We start from the raw sequence: 25,854 nt of genomic DNA on the forward strand, positions 1-25,854 counted from the left end.
AGGGTCATTCAGACGCTTTTTGTTCATAAAAGAAACACAAAAGAAACTAGCCCGACAACCCAAGCAGCTTTGCTGCTAAGGCTATCGAGCCACTTTTTTAATGTATTAACTCCATTCTATCATGAGCTTGGGTGAGTGGCTAGTTTTCTTGTGAAATTCAGACCTAAATAAAAATTCAAAAGAAAATTATGAACTCACAGGACAAAATGATGACTTCACAAGTCATCAACCTACTGACTAACAATCTCATGCAATTAACGGCTATTCATCAGCAATATGGAATGCAACTACATTCTGTAATGTCTGATGTGAGTGAACAGAAACAACGTACAGAGGTATTAGAAATAAAATTTGATGCTTTAAGTGGAGCATCTGATTACAGCACTGTTCGTGGTTACTGTAATCTGAATCGGATTAAAGTTTCTGAACGAGATGCAAACAGCTTAGGCCGTCAAGCTGCAAAAATTTGTCGCCTGAAAGGTTATCCTATTGGAAAAGTTCCAGATGAGCGTCATGGGAAAGTTAATAGTTACCCTATTGAAGTCCTAGACGAAGTTAGCGAACCTTATAAAAATCAAATTAGAGTGAGCTAAAGTACCCAGCGAATATAATTCGCGTCTACACAGACAAAACCCGCCTTCGTGGGTTTAAAAATCTTGTTATTAGTCCACGAAGGCGGACTTCGTTTGTATGGTTCCGCGATTTCTAATCGCTAGGGCTTCTCAATTATTCATTGAAACAAAGATTCCAAATCTCGATAACCACTAACTACACGCACAATTTCAACCCCATTATTAATAACTCGATAAAGAATTATATAACCATCCAAAGGAACACCCCGCAAATCAACCCTAATATTTTCATAGCTACGCCCCATATTAGGGAAATTAGCTAAATACTGACACTTCTTTTCAAACTCATCAACAAAACGATCTCCAGCATCAATATTTCTAGTAACAAAATAATCAATAATTTCTGATAAATCACGACTAGCTTCTGGAGAAATAATATGTATTTTCATCCTTATATCTCTCTTGCTTGACGCAACTTATCCCGCAATTGTGAAATCACAACTTCCCCATTAATACCTTCACCTCTATCTAATTGTTCAATAGCAACATCCACCTTTTCCCGTGTTTCTTCCACCCAATTCTGATAACCCTTATCCCACTCCAAAAGCAATTTTAACGCCTTACTAATTACATCTTCAGGATTTGTATATCTACCTGTGGCAATTTGCGCTTGAATAATTTGCTCTAATTCCGGTTTAATTTGGATATTCATAATTTTACCTTTTTATACTAATTGCTCAAAATCTGGAATAGCAAAACCTTTCCACTTTAAAAGTGCATAGGCATAAGTTTTTTTTAACATTAAATAATCAGAACTCACGCGCAGCGATTTCAACAATAACTTATCAGATTCACTTAATTGATTATTTTGATTTTTTTCTAACAGTTGAAAATGTAATTCTTGCTGACTTTCTGGAATTTGACTTTGGGCAATATTTAATAATTCCTCAATCGTTAATTCTTGCATAGCGATTAATTCCCCTTGTAATTCCAGAGGTGCATAATCAACAGTAGGAGGAGCATTAATTTGAGTAGTCATATATTTTTATAGTAATTTTGTTTTGATTATAACTTAATATACTCTATCTTCCCCTCTTCCTTCCCCTTCTTCCTTCGCGTCCTTCGCGTCTTCGTGGTTCAATAACTTTGCGCCTTTGCGCGAAACAAAACCTTTCTCTGCGTCCTCTGCGCCTCTGCGTGCAAAAAAAACTAGGGGGCAGAAAAACCCACCCCCATAAAAATTAAGTCACACCAAAAACGATCACCAAGCCCAGAACAGCCCCAAAAACAATTAAGGCATAGAACTGAACCCGACCATTTTCCAGGTATTTCAAACCTTCACCACTAACAAGAGTAAAGAACCCAGTCAAATTAACCGCACCATCAACAACGCGGAAATCAACTTCCATCACTTGTCGAGCAACACGACGCAAACCAAGGACAAATACCTGATGATAAATATCGTCAAAATACCACTTATTCAACGATAACTCATACAGAGATTTGATCTTAGAAGCGATCGCACTGGGGTCAATTTTCCGAGCTAAATACATCAGCACTGCTAAAGTAATACCCACCACAGAAATAGCCACAGAACTACCCGCCATCACATAAAACTCATGGGGGTCAAATTCCGCAGCTTTTTCCATTACTTCAGCTAAAGTTTCATTAGGAGAGTAGATAAACTGCTCAAAATAATTAGCGTAGGGAGTACCCACCAAACCGATCAACATGGAAGGAATAGCCAACACCAACAGAGGTAGAGTCATTGTCCAAGGAGACTCATGAGGTGAACTGCTGTGGTGTCCGTGAGAGTCATGGGAATGATCTAACTCACCTTTTTTCATTGCCCCTGGTCCAAAATTAGGCTGTAATTCCAAACCTAACTTAGCAGCAGCAGCATCTTTGAGCATGGTTTTGATTTTCTCATCATTACCCCGGAATTTGCCTTCAAATGTCGAGAAATACATTCTAAACATATAAAAAGCGGTAATACCGGCAGTCACCCAACCAATAAACCATAACAGGGGGTTAGCTGCAAAAGCCGCGCCGAGAATTTCATCTTTTGACCAGAAACCAGCAAAGGGAGGAATACCGGAAATTGCTAAACAACCAATTAAAAAGGTGAAACCAGTAGCGGGCATATATTTCCGCAGTCCACCCATTAAGCGCATATCCTGAGCTAAAACAGGGTCATGGCCAACCACTGCTTCCATACCGTGAATAACTGAACCTGAACCCAAGAACAGCATCGCTTTAAAGTAAGCATGGGTCATCAGGTGGAATATACCCGCACTGTAAGCGCCTACACCCATTGCCATCACCATGTAACCAAGTTGGGAGATGGTGGAGTAAGCGAGTCCTTTTTTGATGTCGTTTTGGGTAATAGCGATCGTCGCGCCCAAAAATGCTGTAAATGCCCCAGTGAAAGCGATCACGTTCATTGCTGCGGGGACGTGTTCAAATACTGGGTACATCCGGGCAATGAGGAATACACCAGCCGCCACCATTGTTGCTGCGTGGATGAGGGCGGAAATAGGTGTGGGACCTTCCATTGCGTCTGGTAGCCAGACATGGAGGGGGAACTGGGCAGACTTGGCCACTGGACCGAGGAAGACCAAAATGGCGAAGAGGATAGCCAGGAAATTGCTAATAGAACCGGTTTCTACCAATTCACCCAGGCGATCGCCCATGATTGTAAAATCAAAGCTACCTGTAGACCAAAATAGCCCCAGAATACCCAGTAATAAACCAAAGTCACCGACACGGTTGGTTACAAAAGCCTTTTGACAAGCATCTGCGGCGGCTTTGCGATCGTACCAAAAACCGACTAGGAGGTAGGAACACATCCCCACCAATTCCCAGAAAATATAAATTTGTACTAAGTTGGGACTAACCACCAACCCTAACATGGAAGAGCCGAATAAACTGAGATAGGCGTAAAACCGGACATAACCAGGGTCATGCGCCATGTAGCCATCGGTGTAAATCATCACCAAGAAGGCTACAGTTGTCACAACTACCAGCATCATAGCTGTGAGATTGTCTATTGTGTAGCCCATCGTCAAGTGAAAATTACCTGCTGCTGCCCATTCAAAGGTACGCAGATAAGGTTCATGGCCTTGGTATTGACTCCACAGCAGAGCCATAGACAGCCCCATAGCCGCGCCCATCAGGGAGATAATAACCACAGCGTTTAGCTGTCGCAGGCGGTTTGTTACCTGATTTAACGAGATTAATCCTAGACCTACCAGCATTGCTCCTAATAGGGGTAATACTGGAATAATCCAGGCATATTGATAGATTACTTCCATCACTCACGCCTACTTTGAAAATTATTGACAAATTAAGGACAATGCTGTAAGAATATTCTTCTTAGGCTAACTTGTCCAGGTCAGAACTCCTAATAATTGTAAGATAACGCCAATACTTGAAATTTGATTACCACAAACCAATATATTGATTTTTGCTATTGTTCCCAAAAATATAAAAACCCTTCTGAGCATTTCTGAGAAGGGTAATAAGTTTTTTAAGGTTGATTTTATATTTGAATCATGGAAAAAATTGGGTGAAGAGGAATGTTGATATAGGTAGGTTGGCGTTAGGTTGGGGTTAAAAATTGTCGTTGTGACAAATTAGAAGACAGTGGAAGAAGAAGCAGGGGAGCGGGGAGCGGGGAGCAGGGGAAGAAAAGATTTTTACCAATCACCAATCACCAATCACCAATCACCAATCACCAATTAAACAGAGCGGCACTCTAAATCAGGCATGGTTGTTATACTCAAGGTGTTATGGTTGGTCATGCAACTGAGTTGAATTTCTTCCAGTGCTAGACGTAAATCATCTCTACTGCGGAAACCCTCAAGGCGTTGTCTGATCACACCTTTTTCAATTAGTAGTAAAGTTGGTAGTGATTTGAGACGATAGGTGGTAGATAGCTTGAAATTTTGATCAGCGTTAACCGCTACAAGTTTAATTCCGTTATCGCACTGAGCTTGAAATTGCAGCAACAATGGGTGAATGATGCGACACAAGCCACACCAAGGAGCCTCGAAATTAACTAACACAGGAATTGGAGATTCTAAAACTTCTTGAGTAAATGTCCGCTCACTGACCGACAACACCATGACGCCTCTTGATTTATAAGGTTTTTATATCAAAGTAACTACCACTGATGTGAGTTGGCAAGTCAGTATCATTAGGAGTTGCTGACAAAAAAGCCAGCGCGATCAAATTCACGGTAGCTTTTTTGATGTTCAACGTCTGATTGCCGTTTCCTCCCCAGGAAAGTCAAGCGACCAGCAAATCCCAATATTCAATCTCAAACCGACTGAGGAAACCCACACTGACAGTTGGTTTAATTCATCTTACATTGATTTAGTGGTATTTGATAAGCGGGAATTTTGATGAAATTAGTATTTTATGTTTATCTTGGGGATCACTAAAAACTACCATGATATCCTACTGGTGGCTACGATCAATAGGGGGTGTAACCACCAGAACAAACCCACAAAAATGGCAACTCCCAAATAAGCAGGACGAATAAATTCTTGCCATTTCAGAGATTGACGACCATCAAAAACTGCTTGAAAGGGAATAATTGAAGTGCGTTGTTTGACTACTTCAAAAGCTTCTCCATAGCGGTTGCTCAAACGGCGATCGCCATGCCAAACTCCAAACAAGTGATGTAGCACTAAACCCAAAGATGTAACAACAGTGAAGGTTGTACCCAACCATAGCGTATGGGCAACACACCAAATAATTTGACCCACCATTTGCGGATGACGGGTAATACGAATGATACCTGTTTCATAAAGATGGACTTGGGGCTTTTGAATAGCCGCAATTTCTAGTAGATTGAAGGTAGCAGGATATAAAAATAAAAAGGAAATTGCTGATAGTACCCAAACTACTGGTTTCACACCTGGTATATCCTGCACTTGCCACAGTTGCCAACCATCATAACGGTGATTAAAAAAGTAAGTAATTAAGATCACTGCTAAGGGTAAACTAACTAATGCAAACAAAATGCGATACAACCTTGGTCCGATGTATTTTTCAGCCCAAGGACGCAAAGCAGCACCTCCGCTGTGGGCGATCGCAAAAACTAACTGTAACCCCAGTATCACAAAATGACTGGTGGTGAACCAAGGACTAGACATCATAGACACAACTCAATTTCCGATGAAAAATTCAAAATTGAAAATAAAAGCAGCTAATATTGGTAATTATCTTGACTAATAATCACTAGATGGTAAAAGCCAAGACAGTTGATTGCACCCTTAACAGTTTATACACAAGAGGATTTTTTGCAAGATGTTGTGTTAATTTCTTTTTCAGATCACGTTTTTAAATGTCATATTTAAATGTCATAGCAGTTTTCAAGATCATTAGGAGCAGTGTATATTTTGGAATCTTTGTCAAACAAGAGTTTTCCAAAGCTGACTACTGACTACTGACTGCTGACAGCTATTACAATGCCATAAATCATGCCTAGCCCAAAAGCTATAGACCTTGATTTATTTTTAAAGCTGCTCCTTCCCAAGTTTGTGGGTTAAGCCTTATGTCTGACCTTCCTTTCACTTTAGATCAGTTACGCATTCTCAAAGCGATCGCACAAGAAGGGAGCTTCAAACGCGCCGCTGATAGTCTTTACGTCTCTCAACCAGCAGTGAGTTTACAGGTGCAAAATCTGGAACGCCAACTGGATGTCCCCTTATTTGATCGGGGTGGAAGACGCGCTCAGTTAACCGAAGCTGGACATCTACTCCTCAGTTACGGTGAAAAAATTCTCAGTCTGTGTCAAGAAACTTGTCGCGCTATTGAGGATTTACAAAATCTTCAAGGTGGTACTTTAATTGTCGGTGCTTCTCAAACTACTGGTACTTACTTGTTACCGCGGATGATTGGGATGTTTCGTCAAAAATATCCTGATGTGGCTGTACAACTTCACGTCCACTCTACCCGTCGTACAGCTTGGAGTGTGGCTAATGGACAAGTTGATTTAGCTATCATCGGTGGCGAGATTCCCGGTGAACTGGCTGAATCTTTGGAAATTGTTCCCTACGCTGAAGATGAACTGGCGCTGATTTTACCTACATTCCATCCCTTTGCTAAACTCGATACCATTCAAAAAGAAGACCTATATAAATTACAATTCATTGCTCTTGACTCCCAATCTACGATCCGCAAAGTCATTGATCAGGTACTGGCACGCTGTGATATTGATACCAGACGTTTTAAATTTGAAATGGAACTAAATTCCATTGAAGCAATTAAAAATGCTGTGCAATCAGGTTTGGGGGCGGCTTTTGTTTCTACTTCGGCGATCGCTAAAGAATTACAAATGGGTGTGCTACACTGTACCCCCATTGAAGGTGTGGTTGTCAAACGCACTCTTTGGCTGATTGTTAATCCTAATCGCTATCGCTCTAAAGCCGCAGAAGCCTTTAGTCAGGAAATTTTACCCCAGTTTGCTACCCCTGGATGGGATGGAGATGCGTTAAAATTATCACAAAAAAATCTGATGTTAAGTACATTAGAAATAGATACATCAACGTCTATTTCATCTGATCCAGAGTAAATTTTTTGTCATTAGTCAGTAGTCAGTAGTCAAAGGTGTAGATAGCTAATGACTAATGACTCATGACTGGTGACTCATGACTCACAACTAACATGGAAGTTTACTGCACTCGTACCAACTGCCCCAGGCCAATCAACCATTTCGCGGATTTAGATGATGTTACAACTTTAAAAACTACTCAGCAAAAATACTGCATCAGTTGTGGTATGCCACTACTTTTAGATGGTCGTTATGTACCTACTCAGTTACTGGGTAAGGGAGGTTTTGGTGCTGCTTTTTTAGCACGCGATCGCCGTATTCCGGGAATGCGCTCCTGTGTGGTTAAGCAATTCCAACCTGCTGGGAATTTAACACCTACTCAACTACAACTAGCACAACAACTCTTTGAACGAGAAGCAGAAGTTTTAGCGCAAATAGGCAATGAACATGAGCAAATTCCTGACTTATTTGCTTTCTTCCCTGTCTCTGTCTCCAGTTTACCACCAGGAAAACAAGAGCAGTTTTTTTACCTCGTTCAAGAATATATTGATGGACAAAATCTAGAAGAAGAATTACTCCAAGAAGGTAAATTTTCAGAAATCGGAGTTACACAAATACTCACGGAAATTCTCCCAGTTCTCACTTTTATCCACGAAAAAGGCATTATTCACAGAGATATTAAACCCTCTAACATTATGCGTCGTCGGGATGGTAAATTATTTCTGTTAGATTTTGGTGCTGTAAAACAAGTTGCTAATGTTCCTGGTGCTTCTACTGCTTCTACGGGCATCTATTCTATGGGTTTTGCACCACCAGAACAAATGTCAGGAAATCAAGTATTTCCCTCTACGGATTTATACGCTTTAGCTGTGACTGTGATTACTTTATTAACAGGACAGGAAGCTAGTAAACTTTTTGATTCCTATACTAATGAGTGGAAATGGCGGACACAAGTTACTGTTAATGACAGACTAGCTGATATTTTAGACAAAATGCTGCTCCCTGCTGCTAATCAACGCTTTGAGTCAGCAGCAGAAGTTTTACAAGCTCTTTCTCCACCTGCTCCTAGTGTAATTCCTACAGCTTCACCTCCACAAATACAAACACCTCCATCAGTACCACAGGGACAAAAAATACAACCACATCCATCAACCCAACCTCCAACACCAATACCACCACCACTAAAACCAATCCCACTACAACCAAAATTTGCTACTTGGGAATTATTAGCTGGGGCAGCTTTTAGCGGGTTTGAAGGAGCATTAATAGCGATCGCCCTTTTCAGCTTACTCAACAACCCCATCATCACCTTGGCTATTTCAGTGGTAATTTTGAGTGGTTTAATCTTTGCTCAAACTAAACGCTGGTTGGAAAAATTTGACTTATTAATTATCCCTGCCATTACTTTGGCAATTATATTTTTTCTCCCCTTCTTACACCGTGGTATTGTTATTCAGAACGTGGTTATTTTAGCATTGGCTTCAGCTTTAATAGCTATTGCTGTAACATCAATATTTCGTTTGATTTATAAATTAATATATTCAATAATTTAGATATTTTGTTTTTTTTCAAAAGTCATTTAAAAAGTAAATTTAAGGACTCAATTATGTTGCAAAAAGAAGTTAAAGTATTACTATTATCCTTATTGCTGACAAGTGCTGTACTGGGAATTGGTATATGGTTATTTTTACCGCTAACTAATCAGAAAACAAATAACAATAATCAATCAGAAACATCAGTTACAGAAAGGATTAGTTTTGGGGAAAAAATATTTAGCCCTGGTGAAGCTTCTCAACTTAAAGAAGATGGTGCTAAAGCAATAGGTAATAAAGATTATCTACAAGCGATCGCCAAATTTACAGCATCTCTAAAACTCAAACCCAACGATCCCGAAGCACTAATATATCTGAATAACGCCAGGATTGGATCTAGCAAAAACTCTACAAAAAACTATACAATTGTGGCATCAGCCCCACTAGGAACAGACCCCAATGCTGGATTAGAAATTTTACGAGGTATCGCTCAAGCCCAAAATGAAATTAATACCAATGGAAAAATTAACGGAGCTTATTTAAAGGTAGGTATAGCTAACGATGATGATAAGCCAGAAATATCCAAACAAATCGCTGCTAACCTCGTCAAAAATCCAGAAGTATTAGGTGTCGTCTGCTGTAATACCAGCGATGCCACATTAACAGCAGGTACACTTTATAATTCTGGAAAACTTGTTGCTATTTCTCCTACTAGCACTTCTGTCAAAATTACCAACTTTAGCCCCTACATTTTTAGAACAGTTCCCAGTGATTTTATAGCTGCTAGAACCTTAGCAAATTACATGGTGAAAAATCTCAATCAGAAAAAAGCAGCAGTTTTCTTTAATTCTCAAAGTGGCTATAGTCAGTCTCTGAAATCAGAGTTTGTTTCCTCTATGTTATTGGAAGGTGGAGAAGTATCTCAAGAATTTGATTTATCCAAAGCCGATTTTAGTGCTGCTTCCAGTGTGAAACAAGCAACTGAACAAGGGGCGCAAGTATTAATGTTAGCTGCTGACACGGGAACTTTAGATAAAGCATTGCAAGTAGTTCAAGTAAATCAAAAGCGTCTGACATTACTAGGAGGAGATGATGTATATACACTAAAAACCTTAGAAATTGGCAGAGAACAAGCAGTAGGAATGGTATTAGCAGTTCCCTGGCATATTCAAGGTAATCCCAAATCGGAATTTCCCAAAACATCCCGAAAATTATGGGGTGCTGATGTGAGTTGGCGTACTGCCCTAGCCTATGATGCCACAAAAGCCTTGATTGCTGCCTTAGGAAAAGATCCCACCCGTTCTGGTATTCAAAAAACTCTTGTATCTCCTGGATTTTCTGCTACAGGCGCTGCTGGTGAAATTCGCTTTTTACCATCAGGAGATAGAAACGCCTCAGTCCAACTTGTAAAAATTGTTCCTGGTAATCGTTCTCGTGCTGGGTATGATTTTGAGCCAATATCACCAAGCAATTGAAAATTGAAAATTAAGCAAGAAGTTCAGGAGTTAGGAGTCAGGAGTCAGAATATTTGGGAGCATCCCAAATGTGTAAGTTTATTTTTTTGGAATTTTGCAATTGATACAAAGCTTGATATGAATGAACCGCAAAAAACGCAAAGAACACAAAGTTAAGAGGTTTCAAGAGAGTTTTCGGTGTTGCTACCTCCTGCCTCCTTTTATGAGAATGTTTGCAAAAAAAATTAATACTTATCAACCCTAAATATTTCTATATCCACCAAAAATGGTAATTTACTATGTCTCAAAAAAATGAACCATTGGTTCTTGGTATATCTTTAACCCACTAAAATCCATATACACAGGCAAGATTAATAATTGGAATCAAGTGGGTGGACCCAATCTACCTATTAAGGCATTTACACGCCGAATTAGTGATGGTGGCACAGTTGAACTTTTTGTCCAAGACATTTTGGGTGGTCAAGCATTCAGTTCCCAAGTAGAGTTTGTTTCTACGACCACCCAAGCCTTAAAAAAGGTGGCTGATAGTCCTGGTGGCATCTATTACGCTTCTGCTCCAGAGGTTGTTCCTCAATGTTTGATTAAACCCTTACCTTTGGGACGCACGGCTGGGGAATACATTGCTCCCTATCAAGAACCATTGATTCTCCCTAATCAATGTCCTGAAAAACGGAATCAATTGAACATTCAGGCTTTTCAATCAGGAAAATACCCGATTACCCGGAATCTGTTTGTGGTGGTTAAACAGAATGGTCAAACTGAGGAGCAAGTCGGCGTTGCTTATGCTAACTTACTGCTAACAGAGCAGGGACAGGAACTAATTACCCAAACTGGGTTTGTTAAAATCCGCTGACACCTGCTAGTCATAGCTTCTAAAATTCCCAGAACCAGCTTAGACACTTCACTTGGCTTTGTGAATGTGTTTTAGTTGGCTCTGTTAATTGACTCTGCTGGCAAGCAAATCAGATTATCCCCTTGGGTGAGGATGAGTCCACGTTGACGCAATTTACCCATCAAGCGAGTAACTGTGACGCGGGTAGAACCAATGGCGCTACCAATTTGGGCATGGGTGAGAGGGAAAGGTAGGCAATAGCCGCGAATGACATCGGGATCGGTTTCGCTCATTGCCGGTTCTCCATATTCCTCAATCAATAAGGTGAGGAAACCTAGCAGTCGGTCAATTGTACGTCGTTGTCCTAAAGCACTTAGCCACAATAGCTTGCGCTGATGTTGATATCTAAAGGCATCCATGACTTCACGACGGAAGTGAGGCCAGTTATCCAAATCATGCCAGTACATCCACAGCACCGCAGTTTGGTCAACGTGGGCGTAAGCTTGGAGTGTAAAGGGGGACTGAGCCACGATTTCAAATGGTTGTCCTGCGCCCACAAAACCCAAAAAGGCTTCTTCAGGGGTTCTGTTAATGCGTCGAGATGTTAGCTGGCTGGCAGTAGCACTTACTTGGGCTGTTCCTACCATGCGGATTGCACCTCTCTGCACTAAATACAGCAATCCGGGTCTGGCGGGAATGCGCTCATCTTTGCTGAAGGTGCGACAGCGGTAGTGTTCTTGCGCCCAGTCAAGAATTCGTTGCCAAGTTAAGAAAGGCCGTGATGCCTCGGAAAAAGAGGATTGAGATTGCATAGTTAACAAAGAGCGTTCGGCTAAAAACAAAGACTAAATAAAAAGGTGCAAGGAGTGTCTTTGTGTTAACAGGGTAGGCTGAACACCCAACAGCGTCAGCCATCCAAAGTGTAGAAAGCGAATTTTGCCCTCTACTCTTTTGTTATACTTCTTACTGTACAATGAGAGTAGTAAAGTTTACTAATCATTCATCGATTATTCATGAAATTTTATCCTACTCTCATTTTTCTTTACTTAGACTAAACTTCTATCTCAAGGTGGATGGAACAGGATAAAATCGTGATAACCGTAAAAGTTTGCTAAATAACTACGTGCAACATTGGCTACTCTTTAAGAAGTATACCTCAATTAAACAAATAGTCCATATCCATTTAATAAATTTCCTCAGTGTTTATACTAAGGATGAGAAAATTCTATGGATCAAAAAGGGAAAACTGCCTCTATATCAAGGTACAGATGGTAAAAAAATTTTATATATTTCTAGTGTAGCTTTGCAACTTTCTCCATCTGATAATTCAAAAGCGAAACATATTGTCAAGTCAATCGCTGCTTATTTAGCAACTTATGGCGAGATTTTTGACGTGAAAATTGTTCCTCCTGCTTTGATTCATATAGAACTGATTGATTCTACTTTGGCAGTTTGGTTACATAATCTAACAGTCGGTGAAACTAGCTTAGAAGGAATTGGAGGTGGGGGAGATGGGGAGACGGGAAGATGGCCAGATGGTGAGAATTACAACAATAAATTGTTTAAAATTCAATATGCCCATGCACGCTGCTGTTCATTATTGAGATTAGCTGATCGGGAGGGATTGATTCAACTGATAGATAATAGTACAGAAGTGCTAGGTTTGCTGTCTACCCAACCGATACCTTGGCTAGACTGTGATCAAAAATTGCGTCTTTATCAAGGGGATGAGGTGCGTCTGATGCACCTGTTGGTAAAAATGGTGGATGATTTGGTATTCCCTGATTCTAACACTTCAGTTAACTGGATGACAACTGCACTGAAATTGAGCGAAGCTTTTGAAAGTTTCTGGTGTAATTGTCGCATCTGGGGGGAAGTGAAAATTAATTCATTGGAGTTAGCTCAGGCTAGGTTAGGATTGCTGATTGTTACCCATTTGGTTTTAAGGTCTGTATTAGAAAGTAAATTGGCAGTTTTTGCGCCTGTGGAGTTGTGATTGGTGACTGGTGACTGGTGATTGGTGATTGGTGACTGGTGACTGGGGAGAATAAGATATTACTCCTTGATCTCCTGACTCCTGACTCCTTCCTGCCTCCTGAGACTGCAATTGAAAAAATTTGACTGTAGCTATTGACGTGATCTGACTCCTGGGATATATTAGCTGGTGTGTGAGGAGCGAACCAGCAAGGACACCGAGACGAAACACGGCCAGTCGTCGGTGTTCTTTCTGATGTTTGGGTAGAAGTCAGGAGTCAGGGAAATTTTAGATTTTAGATTTTAGATTTTAGATTTTAGATTGAAATTAAGAAAAATAATCCAAAATCCAAAATCCAAAATCCAAAATAGAACCCCCAGTCACCTGTTAAAGTAAGAATTTTTCTAGGGCGATCGCTACTCCATCATTTTCTACACTGGGTGTCACCCACGTTGCTATCGCTTTTACTGGTTCTGGTGCGCTTCCCATTGCTACACCTATTCCTGCATATTCCAACATTTCTACATCATTAAAGTTATCCCCAATAGTCATTACTTGACTGCTTTCTATTCCTAAAATTTCTTCTGCAAGGTAACGGACAGCAGTACCTTTGTTAACAAAAGGATTTGCTACTTCTAGGAAGGTGGCGACAGAAGTTGTCATGTATAATTCTGCGGGTGTGTATTGTAAACGTAAATCACCCATCATTTTTCTAATCAAGTCTACTTCATTACACAAGGCTAAAACCTTAGTGGGGATATTATCGGTTAATGCTTGACGCAAATCACCCACAGGAAGAGGAGTAACACCACAACGTTGAGAATAGTCTGCGGTATCTGTAGTGATTTCTCGCACGTAAAGTTGATCATTAATATAAAAATGGACTGAAAGGAGCGATCGCAAATGTGGCTGTTCAAAGTAATCTAGTAATTGATGGGCAATTTCCTTAGTTACAGTTAAATGACGGTGAAGTTTACCAGTATTAGGGTCTTGAATCCAAGCACCCTGATAAGCTACTAATGGTAAATTAGACCTTACATCTTGATGAAAGCGCAAAGCTGAACAATACATTCTACCTGTAGCTATAGCTACTTGAATACCTTTAGCTTGGACTGCTTTAATAGCTTGCTGTACAGTTTCACTGACTTGGTTGTCATGGCCAGCGATCGTACCATCTATATCTAGTACCAGTAGCTTAATATCTTTTTTATTTTCAGCCTGATTGTTGATAGATGTCATAAGATGAGCAGATACATTATTTAATAATCGTCCCAGTAAGAGATTAACAGGCGATCAGCAATAGTTAAAATAGGCTATGTTCCCAAACTCGACTAATTCAGTGATTTCAGATTCTGCAACTACAACCAATCCTACTATTATCCTTGTAGATGGACATTCTCTAGCTTTTCGTTCCTATTTCGCTTTTGCTAAAGGTAGAGATGGCGGACTACGTACAAAAGCAGGTATTCCTACAAGTGTTTGTTTTGGATTTATTAAATGTTTATTAGAAGTATTAAAAAGCGAACAACCACAAGCAATAGCAGTAGCATTTGATTTAGCAGCACCTACATTTCGGCATGAAGCTGATGATAACTATAAAGCGAATAGGGCAGAAACACCAGAAGATTTTATTCCCGATGTAGAAAACCTGAATGATTTATTAACAGCTTTAAATATACCGATTATTACACAACCAGGTTATGAAGCGGATGATGTTTTAGGAACTTTATCACAAAAAGCATCTGCGGCTGGTTATCGAGTGAAGATTTTATCAGGAGATAGGGATTTATTTCAACTAATTGATGAAAAAAAAGGGATTACAGTTTTAAATTTTAGTCCTGAAGCGTTAAAACGTTCTGCCAATAGTATCACAGAATTTCAAGCAGAACAAGTTAAAGAAAAATTAGGCGTTTTACCTACCCAAATTGTAGATTTTAAAGCCCTTTGTGGAGATACATCTGATAATATTCCTGGAGTTAAAGGAATTGGGGAAAAAACAGCAGTAAAATTATTAAATACTTATAATTCTTTAGAGGAAATTTACGCCAACATAGATAAAATTACAGGTGCAAATCAAAAAAAATTAATTGCAGGTAAGGAAAATGCTTTACATTCTCAATATTTAGCCAAAATAGTTGTAGATGTACCTTTAGAAGTTAATTTAGAAGATTGTCAATTAACGGGTTTTGATACTGCTAATTTAATTCCCATTTTAGAGAAGTTAGAATTTAAGAAATTTTTAGAACAAATCAACGAACTACAAGCAAAATTCGGGGGAGAAGTTCCAGAAACCCAAACCAAAACTATCAAAAATAACCAGATTAATATTGCATCTGAAGAAGATGATGAACTATGGTTTTTTACTGCGGAAGATACAGCGAATGCTGAAAAATCAAATCATGGAAAAATTCAAATTCGCATTATTGATACAACAGAAAAATTAGAGGAGTTAGTGAGCATTTTAGAGAAATGCACTAACCCAGAAAAACCCGTTGCTTGGGATACAGAAACAACTGATTTAGAACCAAGAGATGCAAATTTAGTAGGAATTGGTTGTTGTTGGGGAACAGGAGAAAATGAAGTTGCTTATATTCCCGTTGGTCATAAAATAGGTAATATTGGCAATAATTTAAAATTAGATGTAGTATTATCAAAACTACGTCCAATTTTAGAAAATGCAGATTATCCAAAAACATTTCAAAATGCCAAATTTGATAGATTAATTTTCAAGTGTCAGGGAATTAATTTAACAGGGGTGGTATTTGATCCCATGTTAGCAAGTTATTTGCTCAATCCAGATAATACCCACAATTTAAGTGATTTATCTTTAAGATATTTGGGATTACAACTCACAGAATATAATGATATTGTACCCAAAACTGGGAAAAAAGAACCACAAAAAACTATTGCTGACATTGGCATAAATACAGTAGCATATTATTGTGGAACTCAAGTTTATGCCACATTTCAATTAGTTGAAAAATTGCGAAATGAATTACATCAAATACCAGCATTAGAGAAATTATTGGTAGAAGTGGAACAACCCCTGGAAACCGTTTTAGCGGAAATGGAATATACAGGGGTAAAAATTAATTCTGGTTATTTACAAGAATTGTCTCAGTTGTTAGAATCAGATTTAGCAGTTTTAGAAACAAAAGCAACAGAAATTGCGGGAGAAACATTTAATTTAGGTTCTCCTAAACAATTGAGTTATATTTTGTTTGATAAACTTGCTTTAAGTACCAAATATTCCCGCAAAATTCAAACTGGTTATTCTACCGATGCTGCAACTTTAGAAAAACTCCAAGAAATTGATGATACTGGTTTTGTTGATGCGATTATTGAATATCGAACTTTATCAAAATTAAAATCTACCTATGTAGATGCTTTACCAACGTTGGTACATCCGAAAAGTCAACGGTTACATACTGATTTTAATCAAACTGTAACTGCAACAGGTAGGTTATCTTCTTCTAATCCTAATTTACAAAATATTCCCATTCGTACCGCTTTTAGTAGACAAATTAGAAAAGCGTTTTTACCCCAATCTGGTTGGTTAATGGTTGCTGCTGATTATTCACAAATTGAGTTAAGAATTTTGGCACATTTGAGTCAAGAACCTGTATTAATTCAAGCTTATCAAAATAATGAGGATATTCATACAGTAACAGCTAAATTGGTGTTTGAAAAAGATGAGGTGACATCAGAAGAAAGACGTTTTGCGAAAACAATTAATTTTGGTGTGATTTATGGGATGGGTTCGTTAAAGTTTTCTCGTTCTACAGGTGTGGATAAGAATACTGCAAATGAATTTATCAAGCGATTTAATGAACGATATCCCCAAGTGTTTAAATATTTGGAAAGTGTGAAAAAACAAGCTATTGCTCAAGGTTATGTAGAAACAATTTTGGGTAGAAGACGTTATTTTGATTTTACTACTAAAAGCTTGAAAGAGTTAAGGGGTAGAAATTTAGAAGATATTGATTTGAGCAAGTTAAAAAATTTGGGTGCTTATGATGCGGGGTTATTGCGTTCTGCTGCAAATGCACCAATTCAAGGTTCGAGTGCGGATATTATTAAAATTGCAATGGTTAGAATACATGAGGTTTTAAGGAGATATAAAGCGCGGTTGTTATTGCAAGTTCATGATGAATTAGTGTTTGAAGTTCCTCCCCAAGAATGGGAAGAATTGCAAATAGAAATTAAGTCAGTGATGGAAAATGCGGTGAGTTTAAGTGTTCCTTTGGTTGTTGATGTGCGTGCGGGTGATAATTGGATGGAAACAAAGTAGTGATCGGGAGCAATGCGATTTTGTGGGATGACCCCACCGGGAGAGCGATCGCTAATTAACACTTCAGTAAGAAGTTAGCATTTAGTACAAAGTATATAGAGAAATTACTGAGAAAGACTCCGACAAGAAATAAGCTGGTAGTCGATTGTGGTGAGCAAAAAAAGGTAGAATTTCCTTTTAGGAATAATATTGAAAAAGGAAGAATCTACCTTGATAGAAAAAAATATATATGCAAATCTAAGTTTAACAGATTCCATATCAGAATTTCAAGATGAGGTGAAGAAACTTTTAGATTTGACAAAAATCGAAGAATGGGATGGACGAACAGTAAAAGAAAGAGAAGAAAAAATTAGAGAAGCGGCCTTAGTGTTAGCAGGTCAATGTATTGCAATATTATTGCATAAGCTTTCTCAATCAGAATTGGCTCATCAAACAGCAATAAATCAAACCAAAGGTTATTGGCATCCCAAAACAAAAAGACACGGTTGTAGAAAGAGAGAAATATTAACAATAGGTAATGTTTTAGTAACGCTCAAATTACCTTATGTCGTCAACAGAAAAGAAAAAAATCCTGAGAAAAATAAGTTGAAAAACCAAGGATTCTGTCCCTGGTTGAAATGGTTAGGAATGTCAGAAGGTTTAACCCCATTAGTGTGGTCAAATATTGCCAAATATGGCGCAATAGCTAGTTCATTTGAAGCGGCACAAACAATCTTATCAGATTGGGGAATTGATATGAGTCTCAAACGAATTGAACGACTCACATATAAATTCGGTAAAATTGGTATTGACTTACGTCAATCTCAAATAAATAACCTACAACAGGGGAATTTACCTAATAGTAATATTCTTCAGAATCAAAGAGTTGTAATTGCTGTAGACGGTGGTAGGAGTAAGATTCGGCTGAATAAAAAAGGGAGAAAGAATCCAAAAACCAACCGACATGGCTTTATTGGTGAATGGGTAGAGCCAAAATTATTAACAATTTATGTAGTTGATGAACAGGGAAAAAAAGTAAAAACTCAGGATATTCCTATTACCAACGATGGTACGTATGAAGATTATAAGGGATTTTTACCAATCTTAGAAATGCACCTAGTTAGATTGGGAATTAGTCAAGCCAAACAAGTTCTTTTAATTGCTGACGCGGCGGAATGGATTTGGAAACATATTCCCCCACTATTGGAAAAGTTGAATTCTCCCAAAGAAACTTATCAATTATTGGATTTTTATCATGTTACTGAACGGTTACAAAAGTTCGCTGATGTGGCATTTAGTGATGAAAGCGAACGAAAAAAATGGTTTAAACAAGCACGTAAAACTTTAAAAAAATCTCATGCTCTTACTGTCATCAGACAGATGGATGAATTTATTGTCAAAGCCACCGGAGAACGTTGCAAAACTATGGTTACACAAAGAAACTATTTGTTGCGTGGATATAGTGAAGGGCGGTTAAAATATGCTCAGGTTTCCGCCCAAAAATTGCCAATTGGTAGTGGGGCTTTTTGATTGTTTAATTCGACAAGTCGTTAATTTAAGAATCAAAGGTAACAGTAAATTTTGGTTGAAAAATAATGCAGAAATTATGTTACATCTTCGATGTCAATGGATGGCTCATAGTTGGGATAATTTTTGCGATTCTATCTTCACATCTTTTATTCGTCCTCAAACTGTTGGGTAATTTTTATACATTTTTTTCTAGTTTGAGGTTTGTATTGTCATAATCAATACTTTTCGTCATTATCTTGACGTAGACTTTTTATTTCTATCAATCTCAAATCATTGCTGTGTAGTCTTTTTGGGATATCTCAAGAAGATAAATTGTAGTTGCTGATTTTTCTCTTTTTGTTAATTACAAGACTCAGTACGACCATTGCTTCATTAGCGATCGCTCTCCCGGTGGGGTCATCCCACAAAATCGCATTGCTCCCTTTCTATTTTTAGCTGACGTGCCATTTTTGTCTTGTCTCACTTAACCCTCATATCTCTATTATATGCAACTTCAATGTAAATTGATATTAACTGATAAGTATTAGGTTAAATACAGCAAATTACGTTATAATCAAATAAATATCAACAATTATTCCTTACCAATAACCACAACCATGAACAGGGAATTAGTCAAAAAATTAGTCGAAATCATTCATTGTTTATCACCAGAAGAGAAACAACTATTAGAAACAGAATTACAAATTAAACCTGATTGGAGTATTATCCAAAAAAGCATCATTCACAGAGGAGAAATACTTAACCAAAGACTCAACAATCAATCTTTACAAGATACAATTACTAATATTATCTCAGAAATGAGAGAAGAAAGATGTGAGGAATTAATCAATTCATTGAAGTTTATATAATAGTTTTAAAATTAAATTATCTTTAAACTGGGTACAGTTTATCTCTCACTAGATCCTTTACTTCTTGAATAATTTGGGTATCTAGGGTGACAATATATGGTAAAATTGATCTCAAAACTACACACAAAACATGGCCACAAAAATCCCCGTCACAGTCATCACCGGCTTTTTAGGAAGCGGTAAAACCAGCCTCATCCGTCACCTACTGCAAAACAACCAAGGACGACGCATAGCAGTATTAGTTAACGAATTTGGCGAACTTGGAATAGATGGAGAATTATTAAAATCCTGCCAAATTTGCCCCGAAGATGAAATACAAGAAAATCCAGAAAATACTAATATATTTGAACTAACAAACGGCTGTTTATGCTGCACTGTGCAAGAGGAATTTTACCCCACAATGCAGGAATTAATTAAACGCCGTGATAGCATTGATTGTATTGTAATTGAAACCTCTGGTTTAGCATTACCAAAACCCTTAGTTAAAGCCTTTCGTTGGCAAGAAATCCGCAATGCTGCTACAGTAGATGCAGTAATTACTGTTGTAGATTGCGCTGCGGTTGCTGCGGGAACATTTGCAAGTGATTTAGAAGCGATCGCCGCCCAAAGACAAGAAGATGATAGTCTAGAACATGAAACACCGTTACAAGAATTGTTTGAAGATCAGCTTGCTTGTGCAGATTTAGTGATTTTGAATAAAACTGATTTAGTTGATGATCAGCAAAAATCAGAAGTTGTAGAAATAGTCAAAAACGAATTACCCAGAGAAGTGAAAATAGTCTCTAGTGATTATGGTAAACTTGACCCTTCTATATTATTAGGATATCAAGCAGCAGTTGAAGATAATTTAGATGATCGTCCTAGTCATCACGACACAGAAGAAGATCACGATCACGATGATGAAATAAATTCAACTCACGTCATTTTAGATCGTACCTTTGACCCAGAAAAACTGCAAGAAACGTTAAAGAAACTTGCAGAACAAAAAGAAATTTACCGAATCAAAGGATTTGTTGCAGTTGCGAATAAACCCATGCGGTTAGTTATGCAAGGTGTAGGGACAAGATTTGAAAAATTTTATGACCGACCTTGGAAACCAGAAGAAGCAAAACAAACCCGTTTAGTTTTTATCGGTCGTGATTTAGAATCTTCAGAAATAGAATCTGAATTAGTAGCATTGTAATATATTATGAATCGGTAAGGGTTTAGCATTGCTAAACCCCTACTGTCACCTGTCACCTGTCACCTGTCACCTGTCACCTAATATGAATATCACCGATTTATTCAACATTGCCAATTTGTTTGTTTTACCCTTTTGGGCTTTAATGATTTTGTTACCTAACTGGAAAGTCACCCGCAAGGTAATGGAATTATATCTTCCTTTTGTGGTTTTAGCTGCTGCTTATGTGTATTTATTTGTCAGCAGTATTACCCCAGAAAATGCTGCTGCTTTATCAAATCCTCAGTTAGCAGATATAGCTAAATTTTTTGGTGATGAAACGGCCGCTGCTACAGGTTGGATTCATTTTCTAGTGATGGATTTATTTGTGGGAAGATGGATATATTGGGAAGGTCAAAAAACCGGAGTTTGGACAATTCATTCTTTAGCTTTGTGTTTATTTGCAGGTCCAATGGGTGTACTTTCTCATATTTTCACAGCTTGGATTTTTAAAGCATTTTCCAAAACTTCTGAAGGTGAAGGTGTGACAGTAGAAGAAAAAGCTGCTGTTAATTAAATTGTCAGCATTCAGTAGTCAGTAGTCAGCAAAAAAGAAGAAAACTATTCATTAAAACTGGTGTAGTTAATCTCAGTCTCTCTCTAGAAAAAAGCTGATTACTGATTACTGATTACTGATTACTGATTACTGATAGCTGAATGCTTACAATTATGCAGCGTGCGCTGTTTGGTAATTAGCATCTAACCAACAACGTGGTAATTTTTCCCCTGATGGAAAAACCAAATCTTCCTTTTGATAGGTGTCTGTTTCCTGTTCTTCTTGTCCTTCTTGATCTTTAGCGTGTACAATTTCACTATTAGGATCAATTAATTCTTGAAAATCAACAATTTTGACTAAATCCCGACTATTTTTGATTTGTAAAAACATATCAAAAATCCTCCTTTAATTATGTGATTCAATACTCAAGGATGTGTGAATTTTCAACTGAGAATAACGTCGATTAACAGGTAAATCAAGTCAATTTTATTCCTGACTCCTGACTCCTAACTCCTAACTCCTGAATAACTTAAATTTCCCGTTGATATTTTTCTAGTATGTCAACCAAGCTTACTTGACATTGTAGAGGCAATAAATCAATCAAAGGTAGTTCTTTTCTCCCACCACCAATTTTTACAGGGATGGATGCTAATAATTCTAAAACTCTGTCTTCATTGACATTTTTATCAACAATTAAAGGATATAATTTTTCAGCAACGACGGTATGAAGTTTGGCATCAGATAGGTAAAGATGCCATTTAGCAATGTCTATATAGACATTTTCGCCTATTTCTGCTGCTAGGGCTTCTAGTATTTCTGTGGTAGGAGTTGTAGCCATAAAATAACCTCATTACAAAACAAGGGCGCGGATTTTTAGTTTATTTCAGCTTATTTCATATTATGGCGCAATTAGCTAGACTGTATCTACTACCAACGGTGACAACGCCCCAGCATTAGCAGTCAGTCTTCAGGTTGATGAGGGTGGAGTTTCTGAGTAATTAGCGATCGCACTAATATAAATGAAATGCAGCAATATTACCCCTACCCAACCTAGAGTTAATGGTGTCAACCATTCCCAGGATGTAGATTTCAAGATGTGGAAAAACCACAACCCAGAATTAACAGTAGCAGCAACAGCTACATGAAAAGCAAAATTCATCCGATCATCTAACTTACGGAACTCTGGATCTTTACGATCTGGTTTGCGTGGCCAGCGAGGAGGCATAAATAATTAATATTTGTGAATTTGTGAATTTGTTACAGATGTTAACACATTCTCGTTATTATTGGTGACTGGTGACTGGTGATTGGTGATTGGGTACTGGTGACTGGTGACTGGGTAATCAATTTTATTTTTCCCAATTACCAATTACCAATTACCAATTACCCAATCTAAAATCTAAAATCCAAAATCTAAAATTGCTGATAATCTCCAGATTTTCCACCTGTCTTACTAACCAAACTAATGGCTTCAATTTGAATCGACTTTTCCAGAGCTTTAGCCATATCATATAAGGTAAGAGCAGCAACAGAAACCGCTGTTAAAGCTTCCATTTCTACACCTGTTTCCGCCTTGGTTTTGACTGTGGCATAAATTTGATAACCGGGTAGTTGTGCATCTGGTTTGATATCAACAGTAATCTTTTGCAAAGGTAAGGGATGACAAAGGGGAATTAAATTAGCTGTTTGTTTAGCGGCCATAATACCCGCTAACCTAGCAGTTGCCAAAACATCCCCTTTAGGAGCATTCCCCGCTTCAATAGCTGCTAACGTTTCTGGGAGCATTCGCACTTTAGCAGTAGCCACAGCTTCCCGCACAGTGGCAACTTTCCCAGACACATCAACCATTTGCGCCTCTCCCTGGGGGGTGAGATGAGAAAGTTGAGAAATATTTTGAGAAATATGGGAAGAATTTGAAAAAACCTCTTGCGTCATTTGGGAAGTGTGTGTTACTATAAGATTCGTTGGTTAAGGGCGTGTAGCTCAGTGGACTAGAGCACGTGGCTACGGACCACGGTGTCGGGGGTTCGAATCCCTCCTCGCCCGTTAAATAACAATAATCGCACAAACTCGGTAATTGGGTTTGTGCAATTTTTTTAGGTGACTAGTGATTGGTGACTGGGGAATAGGTTTCAATAATGGACAATTAACAATGAACAATTGACAATTACTTCTCCGTTCCAGGAAGAGGATTTCACAAGCGGAATTTTGGGCTTTTTCCCCATGAAAGAGGAGGTTTTAAACCTTGAATGAAACAATTATCAATTGTCAATTGTCAATTGATAACTACACCTTGCTTTTTAAAGCATAGGCATCTTCACCACGGCCAAGGGCAAAGCGGAACGACTGGGAGATATTTTTACTCGACTGTGTAATAAAAATCAGCACAGCCAGTAAAGTTAAGCCCGTAGCAAAACCAAACATACTGCGATATCCCATTTGTTGGGCAATAGAACCGACAACTGGACCGGCTATAGCTAGTCCTACATCAAATCCCATTAAAGACACGCCAAAAATTCGCCCTCTTTCATAGGGTAAGGCTCTATCTGTCATCATTGCAGAAATCATGGGAATAGCAGTTCCAGAAGCCGCACCTTCAACAACTGCACCTATTAAAAATGTTAAGGGGCTGTTTGCTTGCCAAATTAATACCATTGCCAAGGTGTAAGCAGTCAGGCTGAAGGTGACAAATAAACCTCTACCGTATTTATCAGAAGCCTTACCAGCAACTAATCTAATACTGAAACTAGCAATAGCGGCGGCGGTAAAAAACAACCCCGCATTTAAATCTACTCCTGTTGATTTAATGTACAAGGCAATAAAGGTATGTACTGTCCCTAACGATAAGCCAATTAGTAACAACACAATAGCGGGTACACGGACACGGGGACTGGTGATGAGTTGCCAAAATTTATCATCAGTAACGTCTTTGGGTTTTTCAATAATCGGTGGGTTAACAACGGGTAAAAGACAAAGTAAGCCCAAAAAACCTAAAGTTGTAGATGCGATAAATAAAGGTGTGTAGCCTACTGTGGCTTGTAAATATCCCCCTAAAGCTGGACCGAGTGCTACACCGATGGGATTAACTAAACTCATATAACCTATGATTTCACCCCGACGGTGTTCTGGTGCTAAGTCTCCCACCAAGGCAATGAAACCAGTACCAAAGGCGGCAATACTGATACCATGAAAGGCACGAATTACCATTAGTAGTGGTAGTGATTTTACTGCTAAATAACCCAATGGTGCGATCGCTGCTACTGCCAACCCAATCAGTAACACAATTTTTCTACCCTGACTGTCTGCTAAAATCCCCACTTGGGGACGAAATACTAACATCCCGATGGCAAAGCTACCCATAACAATGCCAATTTGTTGTTTTGTTGCCCCTAGAGATTCTATATATAAAGGTAATGTTGGCAACAAAGAAGCTAAAGCCGACCAGAATAATAAACCTGCTGCAAATAATATTAGTAGGTTGCGCCGCAAATTAGCGTCAATAGTATCAAAATTTTTCACGGCAGATGTTATTTTAATTTACAGTAATTTTGTATTCCTATTGTTACGTTACTTAACATTTTTCGCCACTACTTCCCGCACTCGATATATTGGCCTTCCTTGAGATTCGTGGTAAGTACGCATTAATAATTCTGCTAACAAACCAAAGCAAAATAACTGAATACCAGTTAGCAGCAATAACACAGCTAAAATTAATAAAGGACGATTACCAATATCTGCACCAAAAGCCAGTTTCAGGAAAGTTAAATAAATTCCTAGTCCGCCACCTGTAACCATTGACAACAAGCCAAACAACCCAAAGACGTGCATGGGACGGGTGAGGAACTTTTTCATAAATAGAATTGTTAATAAATCCATCAATACCCGAAAAGTCCGAGAAATGCCATATTTACTTTTACCGAAGCGTCGTGCATGATGACGCACAGGCATTTCGGTGATTCTTGCCCCTTCGATATAAGCTAAAGCTGGCAAGAAGCGGTGTAGTTCTCCGTAAAGGTTCATATCTGCAACTAATTCTGCACGATAGGCTTTGAGAGAACAACCATAGTCGTGAATATAGACGCTAGTGGTACGACGAATTAACCAATTAGCAATTTTTGAAGGAAGTAACCGATTTATTGCCCCATCTTGGCGATTTTTGCGCCAACCACTGACCAAATCGTAACCTTCATCTAATTTTGCCAATAACATGGGGATATCAGCCGGATCATTTTGTAAATCAGCATCTAAGGTAACAATTGCTTTGCCTGTGGCATAATTAAAACCCGCAGACATGGCCGCAGTTTGTCCGTAGTTGCGGCGTAAAATCACCGCTTTTAAATCATTGCGGAGTTGCGCTTGTTCTTTAAGAAATTCCGGTGAACCATCAGTAGAACCATCATCTACACAGATAATTTCATAACTTAACTCACTGGCTGTCAGAGTGGTAGAAATGGCTTCTAGTAATAAAGGTAGACTTTCTACTTCATCTTTAATCGGTACAACTACGGATACATCTGGTAATTGGTAATTGGTCATTGCTGAT

23 protein-coding genes, 1 tRNA gene and 2 pseudogenes are annotated in these 25,854 nt (G+C 38.5%); 12 read left to right on the forward strand and 14 right to left on the reverse strand.

Annotation, left to right across the window (positions count from 1 at the left end; genetic code table 11):
- The first annotated feature begins 188 nt into the window (after nt 1–188).
- Nucleotides 189–593, forward strand: coding sequence for a hypothetical protein (locus tag K2F26_RS10270; RefSeq protein WP_246605576.1), 405 nt, complete (start codon nt 189–191; stop codon nt 591–593).
- 137 nt (nt 594–730) lie between these two features.
- Here the strand turns inward: K2F26_RS10270 and K2F26_RS10275 are convergent, their stop codons facing one another.
- The 6 genes from K2F26_RS10275 to K2F26_RS10300 form a co-directional block, all read right to left on the reverse strand.
- Nucleotides 731–1,021, reverse strand: a complete 291-nt coding sequence (locus K2F26_RS10275) for a type II toxin-antitoxin system RelE/ParE family toxin (RefSeq protein WP_220611378.1) — start codon at nt 1,019–1,021, stop codon at nt 731–733.
- A 2-nt stretch (nt 1,022–1,023) separates the two neighbouring features.
- Nucleotides 1,024–1,284, reverse strand: a complete 261-nt coding sequence (locus K2F26_RS10280; protein WP_220611379.1) for a ribbon-helix-helix domain-containing protein — start codon at nt 1,282–1,284, stop codon at nt 1,024–1,026.
- Between the two features lie 12 nt (nt 1,285–1,296).
- Nucleotides 1,297–1,611: a hypothetical protein gene (locus K2F26_RS10285; protein ID WP_220611380.1), complete on the reverse strand. Its 315-nt coding sequence runs from the start codon at nt 1,609–1,611 to the stop codon at nt 1,297–1,299.
- Between the two features lie 202 nt (nt 1,612–1,813).
- Nucleotides 1,814–3,886 (reverse strand): NAD(P)H-quinone oxidoreductase subunit 5, encoded by a 2,073-nt coding sequence (locus K2F26_RS10290; RefSeq protein ID WP_220611381.1) that lies wholly within the window; start codon nt 3,884–3,886, stop codon nt 1,814–1,816.
- Between the two features lie 426 nt (nt 3,887–4,312).
- On the reverse strand, nt 4,313–4,699 hold the full coding sequence (locus K2F26_RS10295) for a thioredoxin family protein (protein ID WP_220611382.1): 387 nt from the start codon (nt 4,697–4,699) through the stop codon (nt 4,313–4,315).
- A gap of 321 nt (nt 4,700–5,020) precedes the next feature.
- The gene (locus K2F26_RS10300; protein WP_220611383.1) at nt 5,021–5,737 is read right to left on the reverse strand and encodes an NnrU family protein; all 717 of its coding nucleotides are present in this window, start codon (nt 5,735–5,737) and stop codon (nt 5,021–5,023) included.
- Between the two features lie 398 nt (nt 5,738–6,135).
- Here K2F26_RS10300 and K2F26_RS10305 point away from each other — a divergent pair, with 398 nt between their 5' ends.
- The 4 genes and pseudogenes from K2F26_RS10305 to K2F26_RS10320 form a co-directional block, all read left to right on the forward strand.
- Nucleotides 6,136–7,155 (forward strand): LysR family transcriptional regulator, encoded by a 1,020-nt coding sequence (locus tag K2F26_RS10305; protein WP_194058893.1) that lies wholly within the window; start codon nt 6,136–6,138, stop codon nt 7,153–7,155.
- 92 nt (nt 7,156–7,247) lie between these two features.
- A complete protein-coding gene (locus K2F26_RS10310; protein WP_220611384.1) occupies nt 7,248–8,687 on the forward strand; it encodes a serine/threonine-protein kinase in 1,440 nt (479 codons plus the stop codon).
- Nucleotides 8,688–8,740: 53 nt separating this feature from the next.
- On the forward strand, nt 8,741–10,141 hold the full coding sequence (locus tag K2F26_RS10315; protein WP_220611385.1) for an ABC transporter substrate-binding protein: 1,401 nt from the start codon (nt 8,741–8,743) through the stop codon (nt 10,139–10,141).
- 325 nt (nt 10,142–10,466) lie between these two features.
- Nucleotides 10,467–10,994: pseudogene (locus K2F26_RS10320) on the forward strand (substrate-binding domain-containing protein); the annotation flags it as partial.
- 71 nt (nt 10,995–11,065) lie between these two features.
- Here K2F26_RS10320 and K2F26_RS10325 read toward each other — a convergent pair.
- Nucleotides 11,066–11,785 carry a Crp/Fnr family transcriptional regulator gene (locus K2F26_RS10325; RefSeq protein WP_220611386.1) on the reverse strand — a complete coding sequence of 240 codons (720 nt, stop codon included), beginning with the start codon at nt 11,783–11,785 and terminating at the stop codon, nt 11,066–11,068.
- A gap of 296 nt (nt 11,786–12,081) precedes the next feature.
- Here K2F26_RS10325 and K2F26_RS10330 point away from each other — a divergent pair, with 296 nt between their 5' ends.
- Nucleotides 12,082–12,969: a DALR anticodon-binding domain-containing protein gene (locus K2F26_RS10330; RefSeq protein WP_246605577.1), complete on the forward strand. Its 888-nt coding sequence runs from the start codon at nt 12,082–12,084 to the stop codon at nt 12,967–12,969.
- Nucleotides 12,970–13,335: 366 nt separating this feature from the next.
- Here K2F26_RS10330 and K2F26_RS10335 read toward each other — a convergent pair whose 3' ends face one another.
- The gene (locus K2F26_RS10335) at nt 13,336–14,187 is read right to left on the reverse strand and encodes a Cof-type HAD-IIB family hydrolase (protein ID WP_220611387.1); all 852 of its coding nucleotides are present in this window, start codon (nt 14,185–14,187) and stop codon (nt 13,336–13,338) included.
- Between the two features lie 76 nt (nt 14,188–14,263).
- Here K2F26_RS10335 and polA point away from each other — a divergent pair, with 76 nt between their 5' ends.
- From polA to K2F26_RS10360, 5 genes and pseudogenes are all read left to right on the forward strand, one after another.
- The gene (polA, locus tag K2F26_RS10340; RefSeq protein ID WP_220611388.1) at nt 14,264–17,239 is read left to right on the forward strand and encodes a DNA polymerase I; all 2,976 of its coding nucleotides are present in this window, start codon (nt 14,264–14,266) and stop codon (nt 17,237–17,239) included.
- Between the two features lie 213 nt (nt 17,240–17,452).
- Nucleotides 17,453–18,920, forward strand: a pseudogene (locus K2F26_RS10345) (ISLre2-like element ISCst1 family transposase).
- A gap of 424 nt (nt 18,921–19,344) precedes the next feature.
- Nucleotides 19,345–19,596: a hypothetical protein gene (locus K2F26_RS10350; RefSeq protein WP_220611389.1), complete on the forward strand. Its 252-nt coding sequence runs from the start codon at nt 19,345–19,347 to the stop codon at nt 19,594–19,596.
- A gap of 130 nt (nt 19,597–19,726) precedes the next feature.
- Nucleotides 19,727–20,779: a cobalamin biosynthesis protein CobW gene (gene cobW / locus K2F26_RS10355; protein ID WP_220611390.1), complete on the forward strand. Its 1,053-nt coding sequence runs from the start codon at nt 19,727–19,729 to the stop codon at nt 20,777–20,779.
- An 82-nt stretch (nt 20,780–20,861) separates the two neighbouring features.
- The gene (locus K2F26_RS10360; protein WP_220611391.1) at nt 20,862–21,332 is read left to right on the forward strand and encodes an ABA4-like family protein; all 471 of its coding nucleotides are present in this window, start codon (nt 20,862–20,864) and stop codon (nt 21,330–21,332) included.
- A 150-nt stretch (nt 21,333–21,482) separates the two neighbouring features.
- Here K2F26_RS10360 and K2F26_RS10365 read toward each other — a convergent pair whose 3' ends face one another.
- The 4 genes from K2F26_RS10365 to moaC all read right to left on the reverse strand — a co-directional run bounded on the left by K2F26_RS10365 (nt 21,483) and on the right by moaC (nt 23,246).
- On the reverse strand, nt 21,483–21,701 hold the full coding sequence (locus K2F26_RS10365; protein ID WP_096570654.1) for an acetyltransferase: 219 nt from the start codon (nt 21,699–21,701) through the stop codon (nt 21,483–21,485).
- A 139-nt stretch (nt 21,702–21,840) separates the two neighbouring features.
- Entirely contained in the window at nt 21,841–22,149 is a 309-nt protein-coding gene (locus tag K2F26_RS10370) for a DUF3181 family protein (protein WP_194058936.1), read from the reverse strand.
- A 129-nt stretch (nt 22,150–22,278) separates the two neighbouring features.
- Nucleotides 22,279–22,536: a hypothetical protein gene (locus tag K2F26_RS10375; RefSeq protein WP_096570648.1), complete on the reverse strand. Its 258-nt coding sequence runs from the start codon at nt 22,534–22,536 to the stop codon at nt 22,279–22,281.
- A 188-nt stretch (nt 22,537–22,724) separates the two neighbouring features.
- Nucleotides 22,725–23,246, reverse strand: coding sequence for a cyclic pyranopterin monophosphate synthase MoaC (gene moaC / locus K2F26_RS10380; RefSeq protein ID WP_220611392.1), 522 nt, complete (start codon nt 23,244–23,246; stop codon nt 22,725–22,727).
- Between the two features lie 37 nt (nt 23,247–23,283).
- Here moaC and K2F26_RS10385 point away from each other — a divergent pair.
- A tRNA-Arg gene (locus K2F26_RS10385) sits at nt 23,284–23,357 on the forward strand.
- A gap of 240 nt (nt 23,358–23,597) precedes the next feature.
- On the opposite strand, the gene K2F26_RS10390 is transcribed toward K2F26_RS10385, so the two are convergent.
- Both K2F26_RS10390 and K2F26_RS10395 read right to left on the reverse strand, forming a co-directional pair.
- Nucleotides 23,598–24,830, reverse strand: a complete 1,233-nt coding sequence (locus tag K2F26_RS10390; RefSeq protein WP_220611393.1) for an MFS transporter — start codon at nt 24,828–24,830, stop codon at nt 23,598–23,600.
- Nucleotides 24,831–24,878: 48 nt separating this feature from the next.
- Nucleotides 24,879–25,847 carry a glycosyltransferase family 2 protein gene (locus tag K2F26_RS10395; RefSeq protein WP_220611850.1) on the reverse strand — a complete coding sequence of 323 codons (969 nt, stop codon included), beginning with the start codon at nt 25,845–25,847 and terminating at the stop codon, nt 24,879–24,881.
- Between the last annotated feature and the right edge of the window lie 7 nt (nt 25,848–25,854).

Origin of the sequence: Sphaerospermopsis torques-reginae ITEP-024 (genome assembly GCF_019598945.1) — a bacterium.
Classification (GTDB): Bacteria; Cyanobacteriota; Cyanobacteriia; order Cyanobacteriales; family Nostocaceae; genus Sphaerospermopsis.

What these genes read in the sequence shown, in the direction of transcription:
- K2F26_RS10335 (WP_220611387.1), bottom strand. Translation starts at nt 14,187, where the DNA reads ATGACATCTATCAACAATCAGGCTGAAAATAAAAAAGATATTAAGCTA.
- K2F26_RS10300 (WP_220611383.1), bottom strand. Translation starts at nt 5,737, where the DNA reads ATGATGTCTAGTCCTTGGTTCACCACCAGTCATTTTGTGATACTGGGG.
- K2F26_RS10280 (WP_220611379.1), bottom strand. Translation starts at nt 1,284, where the DNA reads ATGAATATCCAAATTAAACCGGAATTAGAGCAAATTATTCAAGCGCAA.
- K2F26_RS10395 (WP_220611850.1), bottom strand. Translation starts at nt 25,847, where the DNA reads ATGACCAATTACCAATTACCAGATGTATCCGTAGTTGTACCGATTAAA.
- polA (WP_220611388.1), top strand. Translation starts at nt 14,264, where the DNA reads ATGTTCCCAAACTCGACTAATTCAGTGATTTCAGATTCTGCAACTACA.
- K2F26_RS10310 (WP_220611384.1), top strand. Translation starts at nt 7,248, where the DNA reads ATGGAAGTTTACTGCACTCGTACCAACTGCCCCAGGCCAATCAACCAT.
- moaC (WP_220611392.1), bottom strand. Translation starts at nt 23,246, where the DNA reads ATGACGCAAGAGGTTTTTTCAAATTCTTCCCATATTTCTCAAAATATT.
- cobW (WP_220611390.1), top strand. Translation starts at nt 19,727, where the DNA reads ATGGCCACAAAAATCCCCGTCACAGTCATCACCGGCTTTTTAGGAAGC.
- K2F26_RS10365 (WP_096570654.1), bottom strand. Translation starts at nt 21,701, where the DNA reads ATGTTTTTACAAATCAAAAATAGTCGGGATTTAGTCAAAATTGTTGAT.
- K2F26_RS10285 (WP_220611380.1), bottom strand. Translation starts at nt 1,611, where the DNA reads ATGACTACTCAAATTAATGCTCCTCCTACTGTTGATTATGCACCTCTG.
- K2F26_RS10315 (WP_220611385.1), top strand. Translation starts at nt 8,741, where the DNA reads ATGTTGCAAAAAGAAGTTAAAGTATTACTATTATCCTTATTGCTGACA.
- K2F26_RS10295 (WP_220611382.1), bottom strand. Translation starts at nt 4,699, where the DNA reads ATGGTGTTGTCGGTCAGTGAGCGGACATTTACTCAAGAAGTTTTAGAA.
- K2F26_RS10375 (WP_096570648.1), bottom strand. Translation starts at nt 22,536, where the DNA reads ATGCCTCCTCGCTGGCCACGCAAACCAGATCGTAAAGATCCAGAGTTC.
- K2F26_RS10325 (WP_220611386.1), bottom strand. Translation starts at nt 11,785, where the DNA reads ATGCAATCTCAATCCTCTTTTTCCGAGGCATCACGGCCTTTCTTAACT.
- K2F26_RS10270 (WP_246605576.1), top strand. Translation starts at nt 189, where the DNA reads ATGAACTCACAGGACAAAATGATGACTTCACAAGTCATCAACCTACTG.
- K2F26_RS10360 (WP_220611391.1), top strand. Translation starts at nt 20,862, where the DNA reads ATGAATATCACCGATTTATTCAACATTGCCAATTTGTTTGTTTTACCC.
- K2F26_RS10350 (WP_220611389.1), top strand. Translation starts at nt 19,345, where the DNA reads ATGAACAGGGAATTAGTCAAAAAATTAGTCGAAATCATTCATTGTTTA.
- K2F26_RS10290 (WP_220611381.1), bottom strand. Translation starts at nt 3,886, where the DNA reads ATGGAAGTAATCTATCAATATGCCTGGATTATTCCAGTATTACCCCTA.
- K2F26_RS10305 (WP_194058893.1), top strand. Translation starts at nt 6,136, where the DNA reads ATGTCTGACCTTCCTTTCACTTTAGATCAGTTACGCATTCTCAAAGCG.
- K2F26_RS10370 (WP_194058936.1), bottom strand. Translation starts at nt 22,149, where the DNA reads ATGGCTACAACTCCTACCACAGAAATACTAGAAGCCCTAGCAGCAGAA.
- K2F26_RS10275 (WP_220611378.1), bottom strand. Translation starts at nt 1,021, where the DNA reads ATGAAAATACATATTATTTCTCCAGAAGCTAGTCGTGATTTATCAGAA.